The sequence below is a fragment of the Rhodococcus sp. WS1 genome, assembly GCF_003797745.1.
Lineage (GTDB): Bacteria > Actinomycetota > Actinomycetes > Mycobacteriales > Mycobacteriaceae > Rhodococcus_F > Rhodococcus_F erythropolis.
On record NZ_RKLZ01000004.1, the window covers coordinates 135,477 to 161,653 of the forward strand.

Annotated in this window: 20 protein-coding genes; 8 read left to right on the plus strand and 12 right to left on the minus strand. The window is 59.5% G+C overall.

The features are described 5' to 3' along the window. Positions 1 to 112 precede the first annotated feature (112 nt). The 5 genes from EEB12_RS28845 to EEB12_RS28865 form a co-directional block, all read right to left on the minus strand. Entirely contained in the window at positions 113 to 1,477 is a 1,365-nt protein-coding gene (locus tag EEB12_RS28845) for an amino acid permease (RefSeq protein ID WP_258537447.1), read from the minus strand. Between the two features lie 374 nt (positions 1,478 to 1,851). Further along, complete coding sequence (locus EEB12_RS28850) at positions 1,852 to 2,409, minus strand: helix-turn-helix domain-containing protein (RefSeq protein ID WP_141489034.1); 558 nt, start codon at positions 2,407 to 2,409, stop codon at positions 1,852 to 1,854. 69 nt (positions 2,410 to 2,478) lie between these two features. Continuing rightward, positions 2,479 to 3,789: an MFS transporter gene (locus EEB12_RS28855; protein ID WP_141489035.1), complete on the minus strand. Its 1,311-nt coding sequence runs from the start codon at positions 3,787 to 3,789 to the stop codon at positions 2,479 to 2,481. Between the two features lie 13 nt (positions 3,790 to 3,802). Beyond that, on the minus strand, positions 3,803 to 5,008 hold the full coding sequence (gene argE / locus EEB12_RS28860; protein ID WP_141489036.1) for an acetylornithine deacetylase: 1,206 nt from the start codon (positions 5,006 to 5,008) through the stop codon (positions 3,803 to 3,805). Next, positions 5,005 to 5,418, minus strand: coding sequence for a RidA family protein (locus EEB12_RS28865; protein WP_141489037.1), 414 nt, complete (start codon positions 5,416 to 5,418; stop codon positions 5,005 to 5,007). Before EEB12_RS28865 ends, argE begins: the two co-directional genes overlap by 4 nt. 131 nt (positions 5,419 to 5,549) lie before the next feature. On the opposite strand from EEB12_RS28865, the gene EEB12_RS28870 reads away from it, so the two are divergent. The 4 genes from EEB12_RS28870 to EEB12_RS31175 all read left to right on the plus strand — a co-directional run bounded on the left by EEB12_RS28870 (position 5,550) and on the right by EEB12_RS31175 (position 11,808). Beyond that, complete coding sequence (locus EEB12_RS28870; RefSeq protein WP_141489038.1) at positions 5,550 to 6,530, plus strand: threonine/serine dehydratase; 981 nt, start codon at positions 5,550 to 5,552, stop codon at positions 6,528 to 6,530. A 1,290-nt stretch (positions 6,531 to 7,820) separates the two neighbouring features. Further along, positions 7,821 to 9,251 (plus strand): MFS transporter, encoded by a 1,431-nt coding sequence (locus tag EEB12_RS28875; protein WP_141489039.1) that lies wholly within the window; start codon positions 7,821 to 7,823, stop codon positions 9,249 to 9,251. 91 nt (positions 9,252 to 9,342) lie between these two features. Beyond that, complete coding sequence (locus EEB12_RS28880) at positions 9,343 to 10,776, plus strand: MmgE/PrpD family protein (RefSeq protein ID WP_141489040.1); 1,434 nt, start codon at positions 9,343 to 9,345, stop codon at positions 10,774 to 10,776. A gap of 753 nt (positions 10,777 to 11,529) precedes the next feature. Continuing rightward, the gene (locus EEB12_RS31175; RefSeq protein ID WP_369021483.1) at positions 11,530 to 11,808 is read left to right on the plus strand and encodes a PaaI family thioesterase; all 279 of its coding nucleotides are present in this window, start codon (positions 11,530 to 11,532) and stop codon (positions 11,806 to 11,808) included. A gap of 334 nt (positions 11,809 to 12,142) precedes the next feature. Here the strand turns inward: EEB12_RS31175 and EEB12_RS30645 are convergent, their stop codons facing one another. From EEB12_RS30645 to EEB12_RS28915, 7 genes are all read right to left on the minus strand, one after another. Continuing rightward, complete coding sequence (locus tag EEB12_RS30645) at positions 12,143 to 13,030, minus strand: IclR family transcriptional regulator (protein WP_258537448.1); 888 nt, start codon at positions 13,028 to 13,030, stop codon at positions 12,143 to 12,145. Further along, positions 12,987 to 14,045 carry a hypothetical protein gene (locus EEB12_RS30650; RefSeq protein ID WP_181447593.1) on the minus strand — a complete coding sequence of 353 codons (1,059 nt, stop codon included), beginning with the start codon at positions 14,043 to 14,045 and terminating at the stop codon, positions 12,987 to 12,989. Before EEB12_RS30650 ends, EEB12_RS30645 begins: the two co-directional genes overlap by 44 nt. Positions 14,046 to 14,461: 416 nt before the next feature. After that, a complete protein-coding gene (locus tag EEB12_RS28895) occupies positions 14,462 to 15,559 on the minus strand; it encodes a CaiB/BaiF CoA transferase family protein (protein WP_306461759.1) in 1,098 nt (365 codons plus the stop codon). Then, entirely contained in the window at positions 15,556 to 16,431 is an 876-nt protein-coding gene (locus tag EEB12_RS28900) for an SDR family NAD(P)-dependent oxidoreductase (RefSeq protein WP_222839062.1), read from the minus strand. Before EEB12_RS28900 ends, EEB12_RS28895 begins: the two co-directional genes overlap by 4 nt. Positions 16,432 to 16,543: 112 nt before the next feature. Further along, on the minus strand, positions 16,544 to 17,110 hold the full coding sequence (locus tag EEB12_RS28905; RefSeq protein ID WP_141489044.1) for a carboxymuconolactone decarboxylase family protein: 567 nt from the start codon (positions 17,108 to 17,110) through the stop codon (positions 16,544 to 16,546). A gap of 85 nt (positions 17,111 to 17,195) precedes the next feature. Beyond that, entirely contained in the window at positions 17,196 to 17,609 is a 414-nt protein-coding gene (locus EEB12_RS28910) for a VOC family protein (RefSeq protein WP_141489045.1), read from the minus strand. Between the two features lie 90 nt (positions 17,610 to 17,699). Continuing rightward, positions 17,700 to 19,028 carry an MFS transporter gene (locus EEB12_RS28915; protein ID WP_141489046.1) on the minus strand — a complete coding sequence of 443 codons (1,329 nt, stop codon included), beginning with the start codon at positions 19,026 to 19,028 and terminating at the stop codon, positions 17,700 to 17,702. A gap of 1,022 nt (positions 19,029 to 20,050) precedes the next feature. Between EEB12_RS28915 and EEB12_RS28920 the strand changes: the two genes are divergently transcribed. The 4 genes from EEB12_RS28920 (at position 20,051) to EEB12_RS28935 (ending at position 26,061) form a co-directional block, all read left to right on the plus strand. After that, a complete protein-coding gene (locus EEB12_RS28920; RefSeq protein ID WP_181447594.1) occupies positions 20,051 to 21,628 on the plus strand; it encodes an AMP-binding protein in 1,578 nt (525 codons plus the stop codon). Between the two features lie 159 nt (positions 21,629 to 21,787). Next, positions 21,788 to 22,957: a thiolase family protein gene (locus EEB12_RS28925; RefSeq protein ID WP_141489048.1), complete on the plus strand. Its 1,170-nt coding sequence runs from the start codon at positions 21,788 to 21,790 to the stop codon at positions 22,955 to 22,957. Between the two features lie 104 nt (positions 22,958 to 23,061). Next, positions 23,062 to 23,910 (plus strand): alpha/beta fold hydrolase, encoded by an 849-nt coding sequence (locus EEB12_RS28930; RefSeq protein WP_181447595.1) that lies wholly within the window; start codon positions 23,062 to 23,064, stop codon positions 23,908 to 23,910. 729 nt (positions 23,911 to 24,639) lie between these two features. Continuing rightward, the gene (locus tag EEB12_RS28935; protein WP_306461760.1) at positions 24,640 to 26,061 is read left to right on the plus strand and encodes an aldehyde dehydrogenase; all 1,422 of its coding nucleotides are present in this window, start codon (positions 24,640 to 24,642) and stop codon (positions 26,059 to 26,061) included. Positions 26,062 to 26,177: the final 116 nt, after the last annotated feature.

Here is a 26,177-nt window from a genome sequence, read left to right on the forward strand (position 1 = left end):
CGGATTCTTTGCGGTGTAGTGGCGCGATATCTCGGGTGAGGAGTCTTGCCGGTTACCAGCGCGACGATGACTTGAGCTCAATTATCCGCTGCGATAAATCGCGAAGCCGCCTTTAATGAGGCTGCCGAGCCTGTGCCATGGCGGCGATCTTCTTTCGCGAGAGAAACCAGCCGATGATCATCGTCGGAACGACGCCGCAGACGAAAATGGTCTGGACCCACCGCCCGGTTTCCGATAGGGCCAGGGAGAGAAATACAAGCACGAGGAAACCGAGTGTCAGGTATGCGGTGAACGGGGCTCCTATCAAGCGAAAAGTCGGGCGGGTGATCTTCCCGGATCGGGCAAGTCGATGCAGCTTGATCTGGCATAGCACGATGACCGACCATGAGCCCATCACTCCGATAGCCGCTGTCTCGAAGACGATTTCGAATGCTTTGCTGGGGAAGAACACGTTGACCAAAACGCCGAGAAGACTGATGAGGGCGGTGAACGTGATACCGGCGGCGGGGACGCCTTGTTTGGTCATCGCGGTTGTGAAGCTGGGGGCGGACCCATTGAGTGCCATCGAGCGGAGAGTGCGACCGTTGGAGTACATAGCAGCATTCATCGCAGAGAAAGCGGCGGTGAGAACGACCACGTTCATGATCGAGGATGCGGTGGCGGCGGCGTTTGGGTTGCCAATGTGGGAAAAGAATGTGACGAACGGGGATTCATCGCCTGAATACGCCGAGTAAGGCAGCAGTAGCGTGAGGACGGCCACTGACCCGACGTAGAACAAGGCGATGCGGAGCAGGACTGAGTTGACTGCGCGGGGTACGACCGTGCGCGGGTTGGTCGTTTCACCGGCGGCGAGGCCTATCATTTCGCTGCCCCCATAGGATGTCGCGACGCCGGCGAGGGCGAGCATGGGTGCCAGGAGCTCACCTGGGAAGAATCCGCCGTTGCTGCTGATTACGCTGAAACCCGTTGCTCCCATGTCTGTTTCTCCACCAAGGACGAGGAAGGCGATGCCGATGATCATGAAGATCACCAGCGCGGCAACCTTGACGATTGAGAACCAAAATTCGAGTTCGCCGAAGACTTTGACGCTGAGGATGTTGACGAGGTAGGCAAGCGAGAGGGCGCCGAGCGCCAGTATCCATTGGGGTGTGTCCGCGAGCAGGCTCCAGTGCGGTGCCCAGAATTTCAGGTACACGGCTATGGCGGTAGAATCCATGATGCATGCGAGGGTGAATGTACCCCAGTACATCCAGCCTGCAATGAAAGCCATTTTCTCGCCGTAGAATTCACGCGCGTACGAGGTGAACGATCCTGAAGTCGGCCTGTGCATGATGAGCTCGCCGAGGGCGCGGAGGACGAGGAACACGAAGACCCCGCACAGCAGGTAGATGAAAATCAATGACGGGCCGGTCGTCGCCAGCCGTCCTCCGGCCCCGAGGAACAGGCCCGTACCGATGGCGCCGCCAATTGCGATCATCCGCAACTGTCGGGGCCGAAGGGCCTTCTGGTACCCCTGCTCCTCGTGTGCGAACCGTCCGTGCAAGTGTTCGGAGGCGATTGTTCTTGGTGCGCTGGGATCTGGGGGGGTCGGTCTCGTCATCGGACTGCTCTTTCTGTGGATATTTGGGTGGCCGGAGTCGATCCGTCTCGCGACCGGCGCTCGGCACGAACGGTTGAAGTGGGTTGGGATCCGACTAGGCTCGGTTCGCCGACACGGGATGGTGCACGGGTCGGAGGGTGTGAACGGCTTCCCGTTGCGCGCGTCGACGCGAATGGTCGGTAGCTACCGAAATTTTGCGAATGTGTCCGTCAGGTGCCCGGTCGTTCGAGGTGGTCCGGGGCCTGGTTCGGTCAGGTCAGCGAGGGTGAAACAAGAAAGACGGTGACGTCTGCTTCGCTGTCGAAGGTTTCGTAGCGGTGTGGGAGATCGCCGGGAAAGCTGAGGAAGTCACCGGTTTTGATGGTGACGGGTTCGGAGAGGAGCCCGGCGAGGACTTGGCCGCTGGCGACCAGCAGATGCTCGGTGGTCCCGGACGCGTGTGGGATGCCGTCCATGCGTGTGTGGGCGGGCATCCGAAGTCGCCAGATTTCCGTGCTGTGCCCGACGCTGACCCGGCGTAGCAGTTCACGGCTGATTTCTCCGTCGGGCTGTGCTGTGCTGAGCCTATGGACCGTACCTGAGGCGACGGGGTCGTCGAACAGATCGGTGAGGGGCAGGTGCAGAGCCGCGGCGAGCGCGGCGAGTGTGTCGATAGTCGGGTTGCCCCGGCCGGCTTCGATGCTCGACAGAGAGGCCTTTCCAATGCCTGCTCGTCGTGCGAGTTCGGCCGCGGAGAGGCCACGTTGCTCGCGTCGCCGTTTGAGCTCGGGACCGATTGCGGCGCCCACACGTTCGTTCACCGGGTCCATTGGTTGACCCTCCCGAAGGCGCCTTCCTGCACGTCGTAGATCATCGCCGCGCCTCTGCTCGCCCTGCGATCAGCGTTGAGCGTATCGGCGTCGGATTACTACGGTGCTGCACACCGACACGATAGCAATGGCGAGCAGATAGAAACTCGGGGCCAGTACGGTGCCGGTGACGTCGATCAGCCAGGTGAGAATGAAGGGAGCAAAACCACCGAACACTGTGACACCGATGTTGTAGGCGATCGACAGACCCGTGGTTCGAGATGCGGCGGGGAAGACTGCCGACATCAGGGCGGGCACCGGCCCGAAGTAGGCGGCGGCAAGCACACCGAAGACGATCTCGATGCCCACCATCACCGCCAGATGTGGAACGGCTGCAATGAACGCGAACAGGGGTATGGCGACGACGGCGCTCGCGACGGCGGCCGGGAGCATGACCCGGGTGGCACCGATCCGGTCGGCAACGATGCCGAACAGTGGTGCGGCGACGAACAGAACCGCCCCGAAGGTCAGCGTCGAGACAAAGGCACCCGCAGGGGCCATGCCGAGTGAGCGGATCGCGTAGGTAGGCATGTACAACGCCATGTATGCCGACACAGTGCACAGGGCGACGATTCCGACGATTGTCAGCATCCGGCCCCGGTTGGTGGTGAAAGTGTCGATGACCGGGGCCTTGGAAGGGGTGGTGCTGCGGAACTCCGGGGTTTCTTCCATGGTGTTGCGGATGTACATCCCGACCGGGCCTATGAGTAGGGCGAAGATGAACGGAATCCGCCATCCCCAACTCTCCAGCGAGTGCTCGGAGAGGTAGTTGTTCAAGACGAAGCCGAACAGACCGGCGAGCAGAATCGCCGCGCCCTGAGTCGCCACCTGCCAACTACCGTAGAACGACTTACGGTTGGGCGCGTATTCCACAAGGAAGGTGGTGGCGCTGGCGAATTCTCCTCCGGCTGAGAATCCCTGCAGAAGTCGAGCCAACACGATAATGACACTGGCGGCGACGCCGATCGTAGCTGCCGTGGGTGCCATCACGATGATCAGGGTGCCGGCGAACATCAGCACGATCGACAACATCAAGCCCGCCTTGCGGCCCTTGCGGTCGGAGTAGCGACCGATGACGACGGCCCCGATGGGGCGCATGATGAACGAGATCCCGAAAGACAGGAACGCCAGCATCAGTGAGGCGGTGGGGTTGTCGGTCGGGAAGAACAGCGCCGAAATGGTGACCGCGAATGTTCCGTAGACAGTGAGGTCGAACCATTCCAGACCGTTGCCGACTGAGGCGGCGACGACGGCTTTGCGTGCATCGCGGACTGCCTGAGCCGAGGGGGGTGTTTGGGGCACGTCGGTGTGCGCGGAGGAGGTGTGCGATTGGAGCGACATAGTCGGGAACCCTTCAGTGACAGAGGAGAGCGGGGTGGGGCGTGCGGGATTGCATGCGATTTCGCAGGCGGTCGAGGAACTCGTCGCATCGGCGGATCTGGTCGAGTTCGATGTACTCGTCAGAAATGTGTGCTTGCTCGATCGATCCGGGGCCGCAGACCACCGTGTCGATGCCGGCGCTCCGGTAGATGCCGGCCTCGGTGCCGTAGGACACCCAGCCGCCGTCTGGTGCGTCGTCGGTCAGGCCGCTGAGGAAGGCTAGTGCGGACCGGGCTGGGGCCGGTGCCAGCGCGGGCACGTCGACGACCCGTTCGATGGTGATTCCGGTGTGTGGATCGATCCGGTGCATTGCTCGCTCGAATGCGGTGAGTTGGTATCGGATCTCGCGTTCGAGGGCGTCGGCGTCGTGGCCGGGAACGGGGCGGATCTCGAGGTGGACTGTGCAGTCGTTCGGGACGATGTTCGGTTCAGTTCCGCCGTGGATCGGTCCGACGCTCACCGTCGTGTGGGGGACGGCGAAATGATCGGACAGCGGACCCTCGACGGGCAGGCGGTCGGACAGGTCTGCGAGGAAGGTCACCAGGCGTCCGGCGTAAGAGACGGCATTGACTCCGGTCGGTGCCAGCGACGAGTGCACCGCGCGGCCGCGGAAGTCCACTCGATATCGGCGGCATCCCTTGTGCCCGACGACCGGGCGCATGGAGGTCGGTTCGCCGACGATCCCCACTCGTGGTGTGCCGTCTGCGGTGAGCAAGTCGAGCAGTTGCCGGGCGCCGGCGCAACCGGTTTCCTCGTCATAGGTGAACGCGACCTTCAGCGGTGCCGACAGGGGTGCTGTCAGGAAGGCCGGCAGGTGGGCGAGCACCGATCCGCAGAACGCCTTCATGTCTGCCGCTCCGCGCGCGTACAGGCGACCGTTCCGTACCTGTGGTTGAAACGGCGGGGTGGTCCAGTTCTGTCTCTCGACCGGGACGGTGTCCAGGTGCCCGGCCAGCAGCACTCCTCCATCGGTGTTCCCGTCCGCATCGGGAATGGTGACGAGCAGGTTCTCCTTGTAGCCGTCGGGACTCTGTTGGATTACCACGGGCACGCCTGCCTTCTCGAGGATGTCCGCGATCCGGGCTGTCAATGGGACGTTCGTTCGACTACTCGTTGTGTCGAGGGCGAGGAGGTCGACGATCGTGTCCAGGGTGCGCGGAGCTGTGCTGTTGCCGGTCATGACCGGTGGTCCTGGTCGGAGTCGCCGAGATAGGCCACGCAGTCGATTTCGAGGTCGAACTGTGCCGGCCAGGATGCGACGGGAACGAAGGTTCGGGTGGGGAAGTCGCTACCGAAGAAGTCGGCGTACACCTCGTTGATCAGGGAGTACCACCCGGCGTTTGCGCAGTAGATTCGCACGTTGACGACGTCGGCTTTCGTGGCACCTGCCGCGGTCAGGCACGCTTCCAAGGACGCGAGGGCCTCACGGGTTTGGGTTCGGATATCCCCGATGACGAGTTCGCCCGTTACGTGGGAGTACGGCGGCGTTCCGGAGACGTAGACGAAGTTCCCGGCTCGGGTGACGAGTGAGAGCGGCGCGTGTGACAAGGCCTCCGACAGAACCGGGACAGGGACGATTTGCTTGGGCATGACACTCCTTCGGCGGCTATGTGACCGCCGCCACTAGTTCGATGTTACGAACGAAGTGTATGTTTTGAAGAACTCGTTCGCTAGACCCAATTGTTTCGTTCGAATTAACAGTCGATCTGAAAGGAAATGCTGTGGTTACCCATCCCGATGTCTTCGCCGCCGACGTCCGAATCCGCGAGCACATTCGCCGCACCCCGCTCATCCGGATCGCCAGCGGCTCCGGACCGTTGTGGCTCAAATGCGAGTTCATGCAGCACACGGGTTCGTTCAAGGCACGCGGGGCATTTAATCGTGTGCTCTCCGCCAAAGAGCGGGGGGAGTTGGACCCTATGGTGGGCATCGTGGCTGCGTCCGGCGGAAATGCCGGGATGGCAAATGCCTACGCTGCCGCCCGCGCCGGGGTACCGGCCACGGTATTCGTGCCTCGAACAGCACCACTGATCAAGGTTTCCAGGCTCCGTGAGTACGGTGCGGACGTGCGTCAGGTGGGGGCCGAGTACGCCGAGGCTTTCGAAGCGGCCACCGAATACGCTGCACAGACCGGCGCCGTCTTCTGCCACGCCTACGACCAGCTCGAGATCGCGGCCGGTGCCGGTACCCTCGCGGAGGAAATCCTGCATGACGAGCCGACGATCGATACCCTGATTGTCGCCGTCGGCGGCGGCGGCCTCCTCGCCGGCGTCCTCGCCGGGGCCGACGGGCGAGCCCGCGTGGTCGCCGCAGAACCGCGAACCATCCCTACGTTGCACGCCGCCCTCGCCGCAGGACGACCTGTCGACATTGCTGTCTCGGGTGTCGCGGCAGATTCACTCGGCGCTCGACGCATCGGCGACGTCGGATTCGTCACCGCCACCGAAATGGGTGTGACGAGTGTATTGGTCGACGACGCAGACATCGCTGCCGCGCGGATTCGGTTGTGGAGCGAGTACCGCATCGCCGCCGAATACGGGGCGGCTACCGCGTACGCGGCACTGGTTTCAGGTGCCTACGAACCTTCGGCCGGCGAACGGGTATGCGTTGTGGTCTGCGGCGCCAACACCGACCCCTCGACGCTCAACTCATCACCGGCCGACGTCAGGGAAAAGATTCTCATCGCCCCGAATCGTTTGTGATGGAAGGATATCCGTTATCGGTAAGAGAACTTCAGCTCCGCTCTTTCCGATGGACTGCGAGGCCGCCGAGTTTCGCCCAGTCCTCGAAACTTCCCCGCGCGAAGTCATCGTCGAACTTCGATCCCGTCGACGTGGTGCTGATTCCACATGCAATCTCCATCCGGCGAGAAAGATTGTGCACGATGGGAATTGGCAGCTGGAGAAGTATCATAGGGGCGTCGAGGCCTCGGACTTGAAATAGCAGCAAGTGTCTGAGGCACTTGTGGGCCATGTGAGGCGAAGTGCCGCCTATCTGCTCGACGCGTGCAGAGAAGATACTGGCTGTGGCGGCTTCGCTCTGGCGGTCGCTCGATTACCTCGATGCACCATTCTAAACTGTTGTAGAGTTCGAGATTCTTGATCAATGCCGAATCGGCACTACACATTTGAGTGATTCGTTTTGTCGAAAACGCATCGAGATCAGGCCTTCCTTGGGCTATTGCGCGCGCTTTTCGGCTTCGGAAGAGGCGGGAGCAGAATCGGCAGTGAGTGGCGCAAAATCTCCGAACAAGTAGGTGTATCGGGCAGGGTCCTTTCAGGAGGGCGATGTGACACCCGGAGGTGATTGACTTCGACCGTATCCGGCTGACCAACTCGGTGTCGTCGATCGGCGTGCACGATCAAGGCTTAATCCGAGCGTGTGAAGAATCTTGAACCGCGCTGGCCGAGGGTTGACGCGCCGCACTATGGGTGATCTATCCCGATTGTTTCGTGTTTCGGTCGTTTGCTTCAAGCTTGCCGCGCCCACGAGGTTCACGACGCTTAAGGTTGGGTTCGCGCAGGGAATTCGTCTATTTGTCGTTGACAATTGTCTACTATTAGAGACGATGCACCTTCTGGTAATTGCGCTAGCTTGTGGCTCCTGCCACGTTCGCCTCGATGTCATCGTCTGCCCGTCAAGGCTCCAGGTGGCGGGATCGATGCCAAGTGTCCCCTGACTGCCAGTGTCCATAATTCGGGACGTGAGTACTATATTCAAGACGATTGTTTTAGGGTGGAACGATGGGCGACCATCACCAGATCGTTAGAAGCTGTTTCGGTGGGCACGGCAGGCTGGGCCGCGTCGGCCTGTGCAACAGTCAACCGGGCCTGTGACCCACATTGACGTCGCATGGTTCATCCCGAAAGGTGTCGCCATCCTTTTGAAAGAACGCTCCGCAACGCTGCCGGGCTGGCGCTCGGACTGGGCGGGCGCTACGAGTGAGCGGGTCGTGTCCCATGCGGGGTGATAAATCCATGGGCGCGGAGCGGATGAAACTCACCGCTCGACGTTCTCGTCTACTGCCAGTGCTGATGTATGCCACCTTGACCAGTGCAATAGTTAGTTCCCTCGGTATGTTGCTGGTGCCAACAATTTCCGAGGAAATGGACATCCCGGTGAGTGCCGGGCAATGGATGCTGACCATAAACCTGCTTGTAGGAGCAGTGGCGACTCCGATAATGGGGCGCCTGAGCGATGGGCCCCACAAAAAACGGCTTCTCCTCAGCTCGCTGGTGATCGTTCTCGTCGGATCAATCATTGCGGCGGCGGCACCCAACTTCACGGTGTTTCTGGTCGGTCGCGCCCTACAAGGGCTGGCCTACGGTATCGCCCCGGTGACAATCTCTCTTGCACGGCGATACCTCTCGGAGAGCAAAGTATCCGCAGGAATATCCGGGTTATCAGTCGTAGTATCAACCGGATTGGGGCTCGGATACCCCCTGACCGGAATCATGGCTTCTCTCTTCGGATTCCGATCCGCCTTTGCCTTCTCTGCGTCTTTCTTGGTCACCGCCATCGCCGCGGTGTGCTTGATAGTTCCGACAGGACCTGATGAAACCGCGGTGACTTCGCACTTCGACTTTCCAGGCGCGCTGTTACTCGGCGGTGGGTTGGCAACGTTACTTGTCGCTGTCAGCGAAGGGTCGAACTGGGGTTGGGGCTCGCCGGGGACGACAAGCTTGTTCGCGAGTTCCGCCATCCTCCTGTCACTGTGGACTGCGGTGGAGATGCGGTCGGCGCAACCACTCGTCAACTTGCGGGTACTCCGCAACGGCGACGTTTTGCTCGCCAATGCAACCGCGATCGGGTTGGGCGCCACCATGTATATGACGCTCTCCATCATCAGCCTGATCGCACAAGCTCCGACGCCGACCGGGTACGGCCTGCAGTTGCCCTTGTTTTGGGCCGGATTCGTTATGCTCCCATTATCTTTGGGCAGTTTGGTCGCGAACCGGCTCGTGCGACGAGTAGCCGTCTGGATCCGTATGCCGAACCTACTTCTGCTGGGCATCCTCCTGGTCACGGCGTCCACCTTCCTACTTTGGATCGCTCACGACCAGCTGTGGAAGATCATGATATGGATGCTGTCATTCGGAGTAGGAGTCGGAATGACATACGCTGCAATGCCGGTGCTCATCGCCAGAGTTGTAGCAGCACAACAGATCGGCAGCGCAGTGAGCTTCAATCAAGTGCTGCGTACCGTCGGCGGTTCGTTCGGAAGTGCGCTGTCGGGCGCAATCTTGGCCGCCCACATCGCACCCGATCTGCGACCGACCGGCCCGGCAATAAATCTGAGCCTTGCTCTCGGCGCGATCGGATGTTTCTTGGTCTTTACCGCAATTGCAATCAACCAGCTGAAACGACTACTAGCCGACAAGCCTGATCACAGGCGGACCGCAGCTCGTCCGAGCTCTCGGTGACCTTCTTCGACCCGAACCGTCACTGGTGTGGACCTTCGACTGCATTGCAGGACACGACCTAGGTGGCACGCACACGCAGCCACTCACCCGGATGTTCAATGAATTCATTGAGAAAGGGAACCAAATGACCAACGCGAAAACCGCGAAAGAGGAAATAGGCCTGACGCTGGCGCGGCATATCTGCACCACCGATTTTTCGGATCTGACAGCGGAAGCTGTCCGGTCAGCCAAGTACAGCACCCTCGACACTATTGGAGTGATCTTGGGCGCGAGCGGGTTGATGAAAGCCATGCCTGGTGTGGTAGGCCTTGTGCGCGACTCAGGTGGAAAACCTGAGAGTACGTTGATCGGGTACGGCGGAAAGGTCCCGGCAGTCGATGCGGCATTCGTCAACGGGGCGATGGCGCACGGACTCGACTTCGATGACAGCCTTCCTGAGGGGCAACACGCGACTAGTCCGCTGATCCCGGCTCTGTTCGCCGCAGCCCAGCGCAAAGGTGGAGTATCAGGGCAGGAATTCATCACCGCGCTTGCACTTGGCCAGGACCTCTTCGTTCGACTGAGGAAGAGCTTGACCTGGAAACAGGATTGGCTTCTCGGTCCTGTTCTCGGAACTTTCGCAGCCGCCGCTGCGTGCGCGAAACTTCTTGGACTGCAACAGAATCAAATCGTCGATGCATTCGGAATTGCGACCTGCCAGTCAGCAGGAACCATGCAGATGGCTTACGGCACGGGCGGTGACTTGAGGGGAATGTATGCGGGGTTCGCAGCCAAAGCCGGCCTGTTTTCCGCTCTCCTAGCTGAGGCAGGAGTGGAGGGAACGACCGAGCCGTTCGAAGGTGAGGCGGGTTTCTTTGAGGTCTACTTCGACAGGCAATGGGATCGCGCCACCATGCTGGAAGGCCTCGGTACGCACTTCGAAGGCAGCACGATCATCTACAAGCTCTGGCCGAGTTGCGCCAACACTCACGGCTACATTGATACTGCGCTTCGGCTGATGGGCTCTCCGGGGCGTACCGAGGAAATCGACAAAGTTGAGGTGTTCGGGGGTGATTTCGCCAAGAGACTCACCGAACCGGTTGCCCTACGTCGCAGGCCTCCTACTGCCAACGACGCCAAGTTCAGCCTCCCGTACACAGTGGCTCTCGGGCTGGTCCGTGGCACCGTAGGCGTCGGTGATTTCTCCGAAGAACGACGCCGCGACCCGCAGGTCACAGCCATGGCGGACAAAATCGAGTTTGTCGACGATCCGCAATACAACTGGGCGGGTAGCGCGCTTCCTTCCGGCGCCGTGCGGATCACCCTCAGAAACGGTGAAACTCTATTCGCTGAGGCGCCCCACGATCAGGCACCAGGCGGCGCCAAACGGCCGCTCAGTTGGTCGGATCTGGTGACCAAGTTCGACGACTGCGCCTCCCATGCGGTGAAAGAGATAAGTCCCCAGTCCCGGGGGCAGGTCATCGAAGCTATTGAGAATCTGGATCAACTGCCAGACGTTTCGGTGGTGGTCGAGTTCACTGGTTGATCATGAGCCCACGTGTCGACAGCTGCCGAGGGCGCCGTCGTCCCAACGTTGGTAGACATCCGACAGTAGGAAAGGGCGTCCTTTTGATGAGGTCACCAATTCGATCGTTACAACTGAAAACTTCAAGTGCCGACTTATGCTGGAGGTTAAGCTGTGAGTAGTTCCACGACGCAACACCTTCTGCAGGCGCTCGCGCTTGCGCGGCAAACGGGTGCGCCCGCGCTCGCCTGTATTGCTGGCGTAGGGCGCACGCCACGCGGCGGGTTAGGGTTTCCCGATGTTCCCCTCCAATGGTCCTCTCCAACGGGTCTGTTGGAAATCGCAGTGCTCGCTGATCTCGCACTCGGTGCGTCTGCCCGCGCCGAAGGTGGCGCCGACAAACAGATGCCGACGTTAAGTATGACAATCCAACTTGCCCGTCCGCTACCGCCACCAGGGCGAATCGAAGTAACTACCGACACACCAGCGGTGCATGACCGGTTCCTCTCGACCGCAGGTGCACTTCGTGACGAACACACGGTGATTGGCCATTGCACAGCAGCTTTTGCAGTTGGTTCTGCCCAGGCACCTCGCCTCCCGTGGGAGCAATCTGGCGGTGAGGCCGTCGCACCCTTGCTTAAGCAAGACCTATGCGGCCCCGAACTCCAGATGTTTGAAACAGTAATGGCGGCTGAAAGCGAAAGCTGGGGCGACTTCATCCTCAACACCGCCACCCTCCGGTCGCCATCCCTACGCTTTCAAGCCACCCCCCTCATGGCGAACCGATTCGGAACCGTTCAAGGAGGCTTGCTGTTCGCTCTAGCCGCGAGGGGGGCAAGTGCCGCAACTAGCGGCCCATCGCGTGTCAAGGTAGGGCACGTCGACTTCCTTGCCGCTGGCGATGTCACGCAAGAGCTCGAAGTTTCTGCGACAGTACTGAGCGCAGGTAGACGAACCTCGTTTGTCCGTGCAGAAATCACGCAGGGTGAACGCCTCGTTGCTACTGGTTCATTCGTTCAGCAGACCGTCACGCCCATGGAAAAGGCCCCATAGATCTCTCGGGCGGCAGCTTCTGATCCCGCGCGATGAGCGCATTTAGTGCTCTGCACGCCTAATGATCCGTCCTCATACCGTCAGAGCTGCCAACAAAGCTCGATTCACGCCCAGTAGACAGCATGAGGTCTCGTGAATACGGGAATTGCGCAACTCGGCGTAAATCATGCTCGTGCTCAGCAAGGCCCGCCGACTGGTACCAGGCGGCGGGCCTTAGGACGGTTAGCAAAGCGCAATTCATGCGGGTCCGATGTTCGAGCTTCATCTTTCCTCTCCTGAATGTGGGCCGAACGCCCCAGGAATTATCCGACCCGGCCTCAACGAGGATCAGTCCTCACTGCAGTCGCTCTGACAACCTTCTCGCGGAGTCGCGCAACAACGGTTCGATCTGGTCTAGCTTCGGCCGGACACGTTCAGCGGGGCCGGCAATGATCAGTCCCGCCAGCAGAGCACCGCCGGCACCACGAACGGCCGCACCGATGGTGCAGACACCGGTTAGAGACTCCTCGAGATTGCGGGCGATGCCGTTGGATCGGATACATTCGCGTTGATTGCGAATGGCTACTGACGCAGTGCCTTCGGACTCGTTCCGGCTGGAAAGTAGGGCCTCAAGCTCTGTCGGATCGAGCTCGGCAAGAAACAACTTGCCCGACGCGCTGGTCAGTAAGGGGCGAGGCACCCGCAGTGGAACTGAGTAGCGGATCGGTTGCAGTGACTCGACTTGGTCGATGATGATCACATTGTGACCGGATTTTATCGACAAGTGTGCGGTCTCCTTGGTACTCCCAGCCAAGGCCATCAGCTCGTCGTGTGCCAGGCGGCGCAGCTGGTGACCTCCGCGGGTAGAGGCAAGCAACTCGACTCCGGGGCCGAGAGACAGCACGCCCGCTTCCTCCTCCAGGTAATCAGTCGCCAGCAGACCTTGAACGAGAGTATGCACTGTGGACTTTGGAACCGCGACGTGGCGAGCCAGTGCAGATACGGTTAGCCCGGGTGCTGCCGCGATGGTCTCCAAGATCGTCACCAAGCGATTCACGGTTGGGTGTGGCTTGGGCACTTTGTCAGACCCTCTCCTGTGTAGAACCCGCCACTTGGATCGGGCGGCAGCGTCCGCGGCTACCGACCACGCACCCCATCGACGCACACCACATTCGACGGAATGTCTCTTTCGAACCCCGTCACCGCAAAGACTCTCGGGTTGGCGCGCGCGATGCAAGCTCACCGGTGGTGATTTCCGCGCGATAGATCGGTACCGGTGACGCGCCGGTGTAGCCGAGCAAGGCCACTGCCAGACAGAGTGCGCCCAACAATGCTGCGGCGTAGACCATTCCGGCGGTATTTCCCGCCAACGAGGAAACAGCCCCGGTCGTGATAACGGTAATCGCTGTAAATGCATAGGCGCAGGCGGCATACGCTGACGCTGTGCGTCCCTGCTGAACTGGCGGTAGCCCTCTCGTCAGCACAGAAAGACCATACGCGTACGCAGATCCTTGACCGAGCCCCCAAACGAGACCGCCCACTAAAATGAGCCAAAGTTGTTGAAAGCCGACTGCGCACGCTAGGGCGGCGCCGCCCAATGCTATGAGCACCAATGCTTTTCCGCCGCCGAGTTCGATTCGCACAGCGCGAAGTAGCCTCGGACTAATCCATGCCGCACTCATCAGCAGCAACGGCGCAGCCATCACGACGAGGATGAAATCGGTCGAGAACTGTTCTTTGACTATGCTGGGTATTGTGCCGGCCGCCAGCCCACCGACTGCCCAGCCTGCTGCTCCAATGCCGAGGGCCGCCAATCGTTGTCGTCGTGGGACGACAGTCGTCGCATCACGACGAGGAGGGGGATCAACCCTCGCTTTGGCAAAAGAGCGACGAAGCATCGGGCGGGCCGCAACAGTCGTCGCAGCCAGCGCGACGAGGCTTACGGCAAGGACGAACATATGGAGTTGATAGGCGAGGTGATCTGGCTGCTCTGAGAGAGCGGTGACCGCAGTGGCCGTCAGCAATCCTACTGCCGACCCCCCAATTGCACTGGTGGCCACAGCAGTCCGTCCGCTCTCACCGATTGCTGCCACAACGAGAGTCGCGGTGGACCCGGTCGCCAAACCGACCGCTGCGCCAGCGATACCGCGGCCGACGAAAAGCCAGATGGAGTGGTCAGCTCCGAACCACATGGCAGCGCTGGAGAAAATTTGTAGCATGACCGCGCTAGGGAGCAGTAGCCAAGAAATCCGTGTCATGTTAGTGCTCATCATGACCGAGAAGAAGGCCACGAGGACGATCAGGTATGTACTGAACATCGTCGAGATTGCAAACACCGACAGCCCTAAACTCTCCCGATAGAGGGGCAATATCGGGCTGGCGATGCTGGTCCCAGCCATGACGGCGGAGAATGCTACAGACACTGCTGCGGCAAAAAATTTCGTTGCCTTCGGTCGGTGTTCAGCTTCGGACCGATTTACCACGCAGTGCCCTTTCGTTTGCGTTCGACATCCTCGGGGCCCTTTCGTTTGCGTTCGACATCCTCGGGAACATATCGAGCGGCAAAGTTCGCGGTCACGCCGGTATTCCGGGCTTTGTTATCGCTTGTGCTCACAATGATCATTGGGTTTGTGGATCATTGGTTTTGTGCGGTCCAGGCCTAGCAATCGGCCGGTTATGACCAGGCTGCGAGCACTTCCTCGATCGTTTCAACCTCTGAAATGACCGGATTTATCGAAGTTCCGGTCCTGGAGAAACGTGGTGCTGGAGCCGCCTGCCATACCCCGCCGTTCTCGATTACAGTGCTGCGCGCGGATACGTGCGGATGGTTTGCGACCTCTCCGAATGCGAGAACAGGGGTGACGCATGCATCCGTCTCTGAGAAAATTTTGGACCACTCGTCGCGACTTTTGGTGACGAATACATCGCCGATCCTCCGCCGCAACTCCGACCAACGCTTGCGGTCCATCTGTGAAGGGAGATCTGCATCGGTCAGTTCGAGACCTTCGATCAGTGTTGCGTAGAACTGCGGTTCGAGAGCGCCGACCGCAACGTGACGGCCGTCGGAACACTCGTAGGTATCGTAGAACGGTGCATGTCCGTCGAACAGGTTGGAGTCGGGTTCGTCGATCCACGAATCACGGGCCAGAAGGCTCCAGAACAATTGATTCAGCACAGAGGCGCCGTCGATCATTGCTGCGTCGACGACCTGGCCCTTACCGGAGCGACCGGCTTCCCACAAAGCCGAGAGCACGCCGATTACCAGCAGCATCGATCCACCGCCAAAGTCCCCGATGAGGTTCAGCGGCGGCACAGGGCGCTGCCCCTTGCGGCCAATCGCGTGCAGTGCACCGGTCAGCGCGATGTAATTGATGTCGTGGCCTGCCCGCTGCGCCAGTGGTCCGTCCTGGCCCCAGCCCGTCATACGTGCGTATACCAGTTTGGGGTTTATGGTATGGCAGTCTTGCGGTCCCACACCCAGACGTTCGGTGACGCCCGGTCGAAACCCTTCGATGAAGATGTCGGCGCGGGCAGCAAGTTGCAGAACCGTTTCGCGACCTGTTGCTTCTTTCAGATTCGCCGACACGGTGCGTCGGCCGCGCAGGGTCGGATTGCGCGCCTTGTCTGTGGTCGATCCGTCCGCACTAGGACGATCCACGCGCACCACATCTGCTCCCAGATCAGCCAGAATCATTGCTGCGTGCGGTCCTGGACCAAGACCTGCCAATTCGATGACTTTCACTCCGACCAGCGGTCCTGAACGAGTTATCACTGTTGGCCTTTCTGCTTTGCGTCGTTGGTCACAGCGCCATCTCGCGGAGCGTTGTGTCCGGAGGAGAGGGCAATCTGTCCGCCGTCGACGTTCATGATGAGACCGTTGACGTAACTGGCTTCACCTGATGCGAGGTAAAGTACAGCGCTGGCTTGCTCGTCGGGTTGGCCCGCGTGACCTAGCGGAATCCGCAACTCTCGGTCGATGAAATGTCGAGGGTTCTTGGCTACGTCTGCCTGAGAAAGATTGCTTCCCCAGGTCATTCCAGGGCATAGTGCGTTGACTCGAATGTTGTACTGTCCCCAGTCCACGGCGAGGGCTTTGGTCAATCCGACGACCCCGTGCTTTGACGCGACGTACGAGGCTGCATGTGGAAATCCAACCAGACCAGCGATAGAGGCAACATTCACGATTGTGCCTGCACGACGTGGGATCATCGAGCGTGAGGCGACAGTCTGAGCCCAGAAGAAGGCCCCGTCCAGGTTCACTGTCATGACCTTTTGCCACGCTGCGATGGGAAGTGTTTCGGTCGGTCCGCGACCAATGATGCCAGCATTGTTGACCAGTACGTCGATACGGCCGAATGCGGCCAGAATGGCGTCCACGTTGTCGGCAACCTGCTGCGGATCGCTCACGTCGCCTGTCAGGCCGAGGACAGAGCCGCCGTCATTCTCGATCTCACGCACAGCCGTGGAAACCGATTCTTCCGTCAAATCAGTGATGACGACCTGTGCACCTTCGTGTGCGAATTGCTTTGCGGTGGCGAGGCCCAATCCGCCGGCAGCGCCTGTCACAACCACGATCTGATCTTTGAAACGCACTATTCCTCCGTTGAAGATCCTGCGTACCCACGGCAGCAGGTCTAATTTCACAAGGCTCCTCCGATTTCGAGGTAGTTGCCTCGAAATCGGGCCACGGTCCTTGGATTTATTGGCTTCGATCCGACGTCCGTAAGCGGAACTGCCGCACGCCGGTCGGTTGTTCTCACATTTTCTCTGGCAGCGGCGCTGACGTTCCAGAGGGCAGGGGAACTCTCGTCGTGTTCAGCAGCATCGCGATCATGCTGTAGTACCCGCATGTCGCGAGGAGATCCAATACGCCATCTCGACCGAATTTTTCCACCGCTTGGTCGTACACGCTGTCGCGCGGTTCGCCGTATTTGATTGTGCGCACTGCAAAATCGTGAACTATCCGCTGTTCGTCGGACATCGGGTCAGGTATTGTCCCGGACTGGATCGCCTCGATAATGTGCTCCGGGAGATCGGTTGTGGTGCGCGCAACGCGTTCGTGCGCCACCCATTCGTATTGGCAAGTCCAGTGTCGGGCTACTACCAGGATGGCCAGCTCGATCAGCGGGAGGGGCAGAGCCGACTTGAACCGTAGGTGCGCCCCCATCTGCTGTACGACGTCTGCGAGATCCGGGTGATGGATCAGTGCAAGATACGGACCACGCAGACCGCCCCGGGGGCCACCAGCGATTGCTTCGTTTACCTCCAGTTGCCGAGGCGTCATCTCGGTTGCGCCGATCGGAGGGAACCGTAGCTCACTCATGATTTCCTTCCTGACCTACCGCCCGATGGTCACGATCGACTGCGGACGGGTGGTGTGTATTGCGGTAGGGCGAGTGGTCGTTGATTCATTCAGCAGGTGCTGCTGCGCCGGGCCAGGGCTTGTCCGCGACATCAAAAACCAGGCCTTCGATTCCTCGGAATTTGTCCGGCCGCTTCGCCCTGCCATCGGTGAGCGGTGAAAGCTCAACTTCGTCGACGAATACTTCTGATCCCTGAGCCAGGACACGTTCTACACACTCGTCAGCATCGTCGACGAAGACGCCGAAATGATGCAACCCGACGTAGTCCATGCCCTTGCCAAGTTGATCGGACTTGAACGTGAATACTCCGATATTGATCGAGCCGTCGGTCATGATGTATCCCGTGGCCCGTTCACTGTCATGGAACGTGACTGTCTCGAAACCGAATGAGGTCTCGAAGAAGTCACGCATCTTGTCTGGATCCTGCGTGGCAAAGGCCAGGTGCTGAATTTTTCCCATTTTTTCTCCTAAATATGAGATGGATTTGGACGGAAAGTTCTGCTATGAAACCGAATACGGATAAAGCCGTTCGTAGGTTCCTGGAAGGCGTTAAACACTATCGAGCGTGTCATTGCCAATGTCGCGTAGCGAGAAGGTACATGCTGCCGAGATCCCGCACAGCATGGCCAGGAATACCCCAAATACCATTGTGCCTGCCGAGCCGATAATGATCGGTGCCAGTAGTGGGACTATTCCGCCGCCCACCACGCCAGTGAGGCTGTAGGCAAATCCAGTGGCTGAGTACCTGTAGCGGGTATGGAACTGCTCGGGCAAGAACGCGCCGACAGGGCCGTACGCGAAGCCAGCTACTGTGGTGGTGATGCACACTGCGACGGCGTATCCCACATACGATCCGGTTCCGATGATCGGAAAGAGCAGCATCGCCCATGCCACGCCGACGATTTGGGCACCCACGAGCATGCGTTTCCTGCCGACTCGGTCAGACATTACCGAGCTCACCGCTGTCGCGGTGGCGTAGCAGACACCTGCAAGCAAACCGACAACGAGTACCTGGTTGCGTGAGAATCCTAGCGTGTTGGTGCCGTAGGCAGCTAGGAATGCGGTGGCCACATAGAACAAGCTGAACATCGTGAGTGCTACACCGATACCCTTGAAGATCTCGCGAGGTTGCGTCTTGAAGGCTTCGACGATCGGCCTTCTCGAGGTGCCTAGCCCGGCTTCTTTCTTGAAGACCGGGGTTTCTTCGATCTGGAGACGGATGTAGAGGCCGACTCCGATCAGCACGATGCTGAACAGGAAAGGAAGACGCCATCCCCACCCGAGGAAGGCCTCTTCGCTCATCGTCAAACCGACGAGAAGAAAGGTGGCGCTCGAAACTGCCTGAGGCAGAGCATGTCCCAACTGAGGAAACATCGCATAGAAGCCTCGTTTGCCTGGAGGCGCGTGTTCGGCCACGAACGAGGTCGCGCCGGCCCATTCTCCGCCTGCGGCTAGTCCCTGGAAGATGCGCAGGATGACGATGAGGATTGGAGCAATAACACCGATTTGGTTTGCCGACGGAATCATACCCATGATCGCCGACGACAGGCCCATCATCAGCAACGTAGCAACAAGCGTTTTCTTGCGTCCGAGCTTGTCGCCGAAGTGCCCGAAAAGCAACGCGCCGAAAGGGCGAGCAACGAACGCTACCCCGAGTGTGGCAAGCGATGCTACAGTGCCTGCCGCTTGACCGAGGGCGGGGAAGAATACGTGCGGGAACACCAATGCCGCTGCAAGTCCGTACAGCACGAGGTCGTACCCCTCGACGAGGGTGCCCACGAGACTTGCGATCGCAACGCGTGTGTTTGTATTTTTCGATCCTGGACGGTCCGGTGCCCTCGGCGGCTGGACGGTGACGCTGTCGGGATTGGTCGACATCGTTGCCTTCTTCTTGTCAGTGCACCCGTCTCTGGATGTTTGAAGCGAGTTTTGAGTGAAGGGTGCACGGCGGGCTGGTCAGTTATGAAGTGTGGGTAATGGGCGTCCATTGGCGGCTGGAACGAAGCTCGCTGTGCAGCTTTGTACCAACTGGAGCGGTGATGCCCTAGCGCGGGACCTGGGCCGCTTAGGGAGTAGAACGGACGGCCCAGGTGGTCCTCGGTCAGGCTTGAACGCATGTGGTTCCGCGGTTTGTTCGACATCACAGTCCCGCGCAAGTGGATGCCCTTCTTGCCGACATTCAAGAGCCCTTTCGAGCAAATGTCTATCATTATGTCCTATTGTCTCTCATATGGGACACGTGATGACCTTAGATCGTGTCCTGGATCACGTCAAGTCATCACGAACAGGCCCGACGAAAAATGCGGCTTACCTGCGACGCAGGGAACGGTGCGACTCGCCAAGTTTGATCAGGGTGGTTGCACCCGTGCCGCGGCTAAGTTCTTTCACCGCCTCTTTCCTGGAGTGCAGCGGGAGCCGTCGGAGGTGTTGCGATTCGATCGAGCTGGGATGTCAGCAACACGGATCAGGTGCTTGCCGTCGGTCGTTACGAACGGCCCATGGCACTCACTGTCGCGGCGAAATTTTGACGCTGCTTTCTGTGGGTGCTGCAAGAGGGCCCTTGACTCCCAGGCCGGTGACCCCCTATCGTCAATGTGTCCCATATAACAGACCCAGGGACAGTATTATGAACACTTGCTGCTCATGGCGTTCGGAGCCGTCCATCAGAAACTAGCTGGACGGACGAGATGTCTTTCGAAGTCGGTGGAAGTGAGAGTCGACGTTCCTTCTCCGGCGACAAGAACGTCGAACTCGCCTTGACTAGACGGGCGGCTCCCGTGCCGTGATCTATGGGCGGTGCGGGTTTGTGTACATGAATTTCACCTGCGATGACCACATCCGACGAGAGTTGGGTGTCGTCGAACAAATGACGGAAAGTAGGTAACGACGTGGTCAGCCGCGTGAACGCTCAAACCACCTATCCCACTTATCAGGACTTGGTCCTCAAGGCGCTCACCCGGTTCCCCGAACGAACCGCGGTCGTCTGTGGCGCGACTCGTCTGACGGGTCGCGACCTGCATCGTCAGGTTGCCGCCCTCATGGGTTATCTGCGTTTGAACGGAATTGACGGTTCGTCGCGGGTGGCCTTGTACGGTCCTAACAGTTCCGATTACCTTGCCGCACAATTTGCCATCGCGGCGATCGGTGCAACATATACAGGTCTTCACCCGATGGCATCCGGACCCGAGATCGTTCAGATCCTGGATCAGCTCCGCCCCGAAGTGCTCGTTGTGGCGCCCGGCGCAGACAGCACGGTAGTCGAACACATCGACGCCAATCTTGCCGAGTCCTTGCCCACGCGTCTGCTCGCACTCGATGCATCGGTCCTCGACGGCAGCGATGCTGCCAGTCTCGCTGACTTCTCGTCCTCGGCAACCATTGCACGAAGTCATCCAACGGCCACGGCATCTATCTCGTTCACGGGTGGCACCACAGGAAAGCCTAAGGGTGTGGTCCGGTCTCAAAGTACGATGGCCACTGCCATTCTCACGATGCTGTCCGAGTGGGAGTGGCCAATCGAGTTGCGTTTCCTCACCGTGGCACCGCTCAGTCACGCGGCAGGGTTGATGAGCTTGCCGGTCCTATTGCGCGGAGGAACGGTTCACATCCACGCAGGATTCGACGTGGATGAGATCCATAAAACCATTGCAGCCGAACGTATTACGGCTACATTTATGGTCCCGACAATGATCTACAGGTTGCTCAACGAGCCCGAGCCCACACTGGGAAGCCTGGGTGACCTCGAACTAGTTCTGTACGGAGCCTCGGCCATCTCACCGGAGCGCCTCTCCGAGGCGCTAGGACGGTGGGGGCAGATTTTCATGCAGCTATACGGGCAGGTCGAAGCACCCAACTGCATTTCAGTACTTCGGATCGGGGACCACGTCACTGGCGATTTGGATCGGCTGGCCTCATGCGGGAAACCCACAGCGATGGTCGAACTCGAAATCAGGGGCGATGACGGTTCGGTCCTGGGTCCAGGGCAGTCCGGTGAGATATGCGTTCGGGGGCCGCTGGTCATGGACGGATACCTCGACGACCCCGAGAACACGGCGGACGCGCTTCGCGATGGCTGGCTCTGCACAGGTGATATCGGGTTCCGCGACGATGACGGGTTTGTGCATATCCGAGATCGGCGCAAAGACATGATTGTTTCGGGCGGGTTCAATATTTTCGCCGGTGACGTCGAGCGGGCGTTGAGTACCCACTCTGGTGTTCGCGAAAGTGCTGTAATCGGGATCCCGGATGCGGACTGGGGTGAGGCAGTGATTGCGTACGTGGTGCGACGCTCGACTACCAACGAACAGGAACCGGACGCCGCTGACTTGCGTAAGCATGTCAAAACAATCAAGGGCACTGCTTGGACACCCAAACAAGTCTATTTCGTTGAATCACTCCCGTTGACACCCCTCGGAAAGCCTGACAAGAAGGCGTTGCGTGCCCCTCATTGGGTCAACGAGGGGAGGGGAGTGCGCTGAAATGCAATCCCATTGCCCCATCGATACTCTCGGATGACGAGCGCTATATATCGTCGTCAGTAGTCACTGGGCAGGGCCGTTGACCGAATCATCGGCAATGTACCGTCCACGCCTCTTCCCGTCCGCCGGCGGGACATCCACTTCCATCAAGGAGCGCTCGTGCCTGATGCAGTAATCGTCGACGCAGTTCGCACACCTATCGGTAAGCGCGGTGGGTCTCTCGCCCAGATTCATCCCGTCGACCTCTCGGCGTACGTGTTACGGGCACTAGCCGAGCGATCCGAACTCGATCCATCGCTGATCGACGATGTTCTCTGGGGGTGTGTTACCCAGGTAGGGGACCAGGCCGCCCAAATCGGACGGTACGCAGTCCTCGCCGCGGGATGGCCCGAAGAAGTCCCCGGTGTCACGATCAATCGTGCGTGCGGATCCAGCCAGTCCTCTTTGGATTTTGGCGTAGGTATGGTGATGTCCGGTCAATACGACATCGTCGTCGCAGGCGGAGTTGAGATGATGAGCCGCGTACCGCTGGGCGCGGGTCGCGAGCTCGGACGACCCTTCGGGCCGCTCGTTCGCGAGCGTTACGCGAATGAGCTGACCAGCGGCTCGTTTCCGAACGAGGACTTCAACCAAGGCGTCGGGGCCGAGCGAATCGCCGCACAATGGAACTTATCGCGGCGCAGGCTAGACGAATATGCCACGCGTAGTCACGAATTGACCGCTGCCGCCGTTGATTCTGGCGCATTCGACTCTCAGCTGATTGCGATTCCGGGACTGCCGGACTTCACCGCCGACGAGGGCCTCCGCCGCGGTACGACACCGGAGACGCTGGCCAAACTCAAACCCGTCTTCGATGTCGATGGCGTCATTCACGCTGGCAACGCCAGTCAAATATCGGACGGCGCAGCGGGAGTTCTTATTATGACGCCTGAGAAAGCCCGAGCGCTCGGCCTTAAACCGATCGCACGTTATCACTCCGGTGCGGTTGTCGGCGCGGACCCGGTGTTGATGCTAACTGCACCGATTCCAGCCACGCAGAAGGTGCTCAAAAAAAGTGGCCTGTCCGCTTCTGATATCGGTGCCTACGAGGTAAACGAGGCCTTTGCACCAGTTCCACTGGTTTGGCAGGCCGAACTCGGCGTCGACGAAGAAGTCCTCAACCCTGTCGGTGGAGCGATAGCGGTCGGTCACCCGATGGGGGCATCCGGCGCTATTTTGACCACACGGTTGATCAACCACATGCGTAACAAAAACATTCGATACGGACTGCAGACGATGTGCGAGGCTGGAGGCACGGCAAATGCCTCAATTTTCGAACTCCTCGACTGAGCAGAAACTCCTCGACTGAGCAGAACTGCCGCACTGCGTCCGCACTGCGTCCGGGCCGCTCCGTCCGCCCGACTACGGCCATATCCATGAGACAAGGAACATCGATGACCCTCACCGAAGAAACAACACTGTCCGAAAGTGAGCGCACGGCTGAAGGCTCCACGCCTCTCTGGGCGGGCCTGCCGGACGTCTCATTGAGGTATACGGATTCTGGTGGCGGCGGAAGGCCCTTGCTGCTCCTCCACGAGATGGGCGGGTCTCTCGAAAGTTGGAACCCTGTACTGGCCGAAATGGCTCTGGATCGTCGCGTACTCCGATGTGACGCACGTGGTTCGGGCGGCTCTGAGAAGATCAGATCGACGGTCACGGTAGATGTTCTAGTAGAGGACATCATTGCGCTGCTCGACAACTTGAAAATTAAGGACCCAGTCGACGTCGCAGGCGTGGCTCTGGGCGGTTGTATTGGTCTGGTATTGGCCTCTCGATATCCCGATCGCGTCCACCGTCTGGCTGCAATCAATCCACCGACGAACGCCTCGGGGCGGAGCGGTGAAATCCTTCGGGCGCGAGCAGATACGGCCGACAAGCTCGGAATGCGCGGTATCGTCGACGCAGCTCTGGCACGCTCTTACCCGGAGAACCTCCGCGAACCGGAGGATGACTACAACGCATACGTTGCACGCTTTCTGACCAACGACCCGACGAGCTACGCTCACATCGTCCGGGCTCTCTCCGTTTCAGATCTAGGAGAGACGCTTCCCAACATCGTCACGAAGACGCTCTTTGTCTCCGGTAAATACGATCTAGTCCGACCTCCAGCCGATATCGCCGTCATCTCGCAGCAAGTTCCCGGTGCCCAACACCGCGTCATCGAAGGCGGCCATATTCCATCGGTCCAGGCTCCGTCCGCACTGGCAGCGACGCTGTCCGAATTTTTCGGCGGCCACGAATGACGGAGGCACAAGGACTCCTGCTGGCCATGATGCACCCCGCTGACGCCGATGAATACAACGACTGGGCGGATACCGAGCACCTCCCCGAACGCGAGCGAGTGCCCGGGATTAGGACCGCAATGCGGTACGAGAACATTAAGTCGATCCCGCGCTTTCTGAATCTCTACGATCTCGACGATCTTTCCGTGCTTCAGTCGCCTTCTTACATTGCGATCTCCGGAGATAACAGCTCACCGTGGTCGAAGCGAATATCGTCCGGGGCAACCCACAGGTGGCGCTTCACAGGGTTGTGCATCGCCTCCTGGACGAACCGGGAGAATACGGACACAACCAATTCCGTGGGGGAACTGCTATTAGTACGTTGGCGCGGTGTTACCACGAGATCCGACGAAGTGCTCAGTGCCACGTTTCAGGAGGGTCTCCGAGGCCAAGCCGGTATAGCGCGAACGCGGATCTTTGTAAGCGACAACACCGACGGTTCGGTCGACTACGCCGGCATAGCCGAGTCGACTACGTCCTTCGATCCGCCCCTATCCGATCCTGACATCTACAGTACGACGCTTCATTCTTGCGATTTCACAGGACTGTTCGCTCCTATGAAAAGCACTCCCGCTCGGTGAAGACATTTGCATCACCCAGGAGATAGAACTACTAGCCCCTAAATGGTATTGAGGAAAATTGATGACGTGGCAAGGTAACTTCTCGAAACTTTTCATCGGAGGGAAGTGGGTGAGTAGCACCTCAAACGACACGATCGAGGTTGTCTCGCCATACACCGAGCAAGTCCTCGCGGCTGTGCCCTCGGCAACAAAGGCCGACGTCGACAAAGCAGTGTCAGCGGCGCGTCAAGCGTTCGATTCGGGACCGTGGTCTCGTACGTCGCTTGAAGACCGAATCGAAGTTCTTCAGCGCCTGAGTTTGGCGTTCGACAAGAACGCTGACTTGCTCGCTTCACTGGTCACGGAGCAAATGGGCTGTCCGATCAGTTTATCGAGGACGATGCAATCAGGGCTGCCCCGGGAGCATATCGACAACTTCATCGAAGTGGCGCGCGCGTTTCCTTTCAGCGCCGTCAGACAGTCACGAAACGGCAACGCATTGGTCGTGCATGAGCCGGTAGGAGTGGTCGCAGCAGTCATCCCCTGGAATGCCCCTCAATTGGTCACAATCATCAAACTCGCGCCTGCACTGCTGGCAGGATGCACCGTTGTTCTCAAACCGGCTCCGGAAACGCCACTGGACTCATATCTCCTGGCAGAAATGCTTCAAGACGCTGGCTTGCCGGAAGGTGTGGTGAATATTGTTCCTGCCGAGCGAGAAGTTAGTGAGTACCTGGTCACGCACCCAGGAGTCGACAAAGTGGCGTTCACTGGATCCACGGCCGCAGGGCGACGCATAGCCGCGCTGTGCGGCAACGATATTCGTCGAGTCACGCTCGAACTAGGCGGTAAGTCGGCGGCGGTGATCCTCGACGACGCGGATCTTGACGCTGCTGTCGAATCGCTGCGAATAGGTTCGTTCCGGAACTCCGGCCAGGTCTGCAGCCTCAAGACTCGAATCATCGTGTCGAAATCCCGCGAGCGGGAACTTCTCGAGAGGTTCGATTCACTGATTCAGTCCATGCCGGTCGGTGACCCTGGCGACACCGCTACTCAAATCGGCCCCATGGTCAGTGCACGCCAACGAAGTCGTGTGGAAGGCTATATGGCGAGCGGTGTCGCTGAAGGTGCAGCGGTCGTTACAGGAGGCGGACGTCCTCAGGGGTTCGATCACGGATATTTCGTGGAACCCACGGTTTTCTCAGGTGTCACACCGTCGATGACGATCGCACGAGAGGAAATTTTCGGACCGGTTATCAGTGTGCTCGCGTGCGAGAGCGAGGATCAGGCTGTGGAATTCGCCAACGACTCCGAATATGGCCTCAGTGGAGCGGTGTTCACCGGTGATCTCGACCACGGGCTGTCCATTGCGCGCCGCATCCGCACAGGCACGGTAGAACTCAACGGCAGTCTCGTCGGGCTCAACGCCCCTCTAGGTGGATTCAAGAGCAGCGGGCTGGGACGGGAGTCGGGGCCAGAGGGACTCGCGGCCTATACAGAAATCAAATCCATCGGGCTGCCCTCAGTGCTGGCGGAGAAGTTGATTTCCTAGGGCCCGAAGCGGACCTCAGCGAGATTCCCATTCGAGAGCCTGCCAGCGTACGTCTGGGCTCACCTGACGTCCGTTGCGGTCAGACAGTCATTCCATTTGGACGCGAAGTGCCGCAC

Bases quoted from the DNA above. Each gene is read 5' to 3' on its own strand.
- EEB12_RS28905 (WP_141489044.1), bottom strand. From the start codon at position 17,110: ATGAGTGAGCTACGGTTCCCTCCGATCGGCGCAACCGAGATGACGCCT.
- EEB12_RS28865 (WP_141489037.1), bottom strand. From the start codon at position 5,418: ATGCCCAAGCAAATCGTCCCTGTCCCGGTTCTGTCGGAGGCCTTGTCA.
- EEB12_RS30650 (WP_181447593.1), bottom strand. From the start codon at position 14,045: ATGACACGGATTTCTTGGCTACTGCTCCCTAGCGCGGTCATGCTACAA.
- EEB12_RS28930 (WP_181447595.1), top strand. From the start codon at position 23,062: ATGACCCTCACCGAAGAAACAACACTGTCCGAAAGTGAGCGCACGGCT.
- EEB12_RS28855 (WP_141489035.1), bottom strand. From the start codon at position 3,789: ATGTCGCTCCAATCGCACACCTCCTCCGCGCACACCGACGTGCCCCAA.
- argE (WP_141489036.1), bottom strand. From the start codon at position 5,008: ATGACCGGCAACAGCACAGCTCCGCGCACCCTGGACACGATCGTCGAC.
- EEB12_RS31175 (WP_369021483.1), top strand. From the start codon at position 11,530: ATGGCGAACCGATTCGGAACCGTTCAAGGAGGCTTGCTGTTCGCTCTA.
- EEB12_RS28845 (WP_258537447.1), bottom strand. From the start codon at position 1,477: ATGATCGCAATTGGCGGCGCCATCGGTACGGGCCTGTTCCTCGGGGCC.
- EEB12_RS28915 (WP_141489046.1), bottom strand. From the start codon at position 19,028: ATGTCGACCAATCCCGACAGCGTCACCGTCCAGCCGCCGAGGGCACCG.
- EEB12_RS28850 (WP_141489034.1), bottom strand. From the start codon at position 2,409: ATGGACCCGGTGAACGAACGTGTGGGCGCCGCAATCGGTCCCGAGCTC.
- EEB12_RS28875 (WP_141489039.1), top strand. From the start codon at position 7,821: ATGAAACTCACCGCTCGACGTTCTCGTCTACTGCCAGTGCTGATGTAT.
- EEB12_RS28880 (WP_141489040.1), top strand. From the start codon at position 9,343: ATGTTCAATGAATTCATTGAGAAAGGGAACCAAATGACCAACGCGAAA.
- EEB12_RS28910 (WP_141489045.1), bottom strand. From the start codon at position 17,609: ATGGGAAAAATTCAGCACCTGGCCTTTGCCACGCAGGATCCAGACAAG.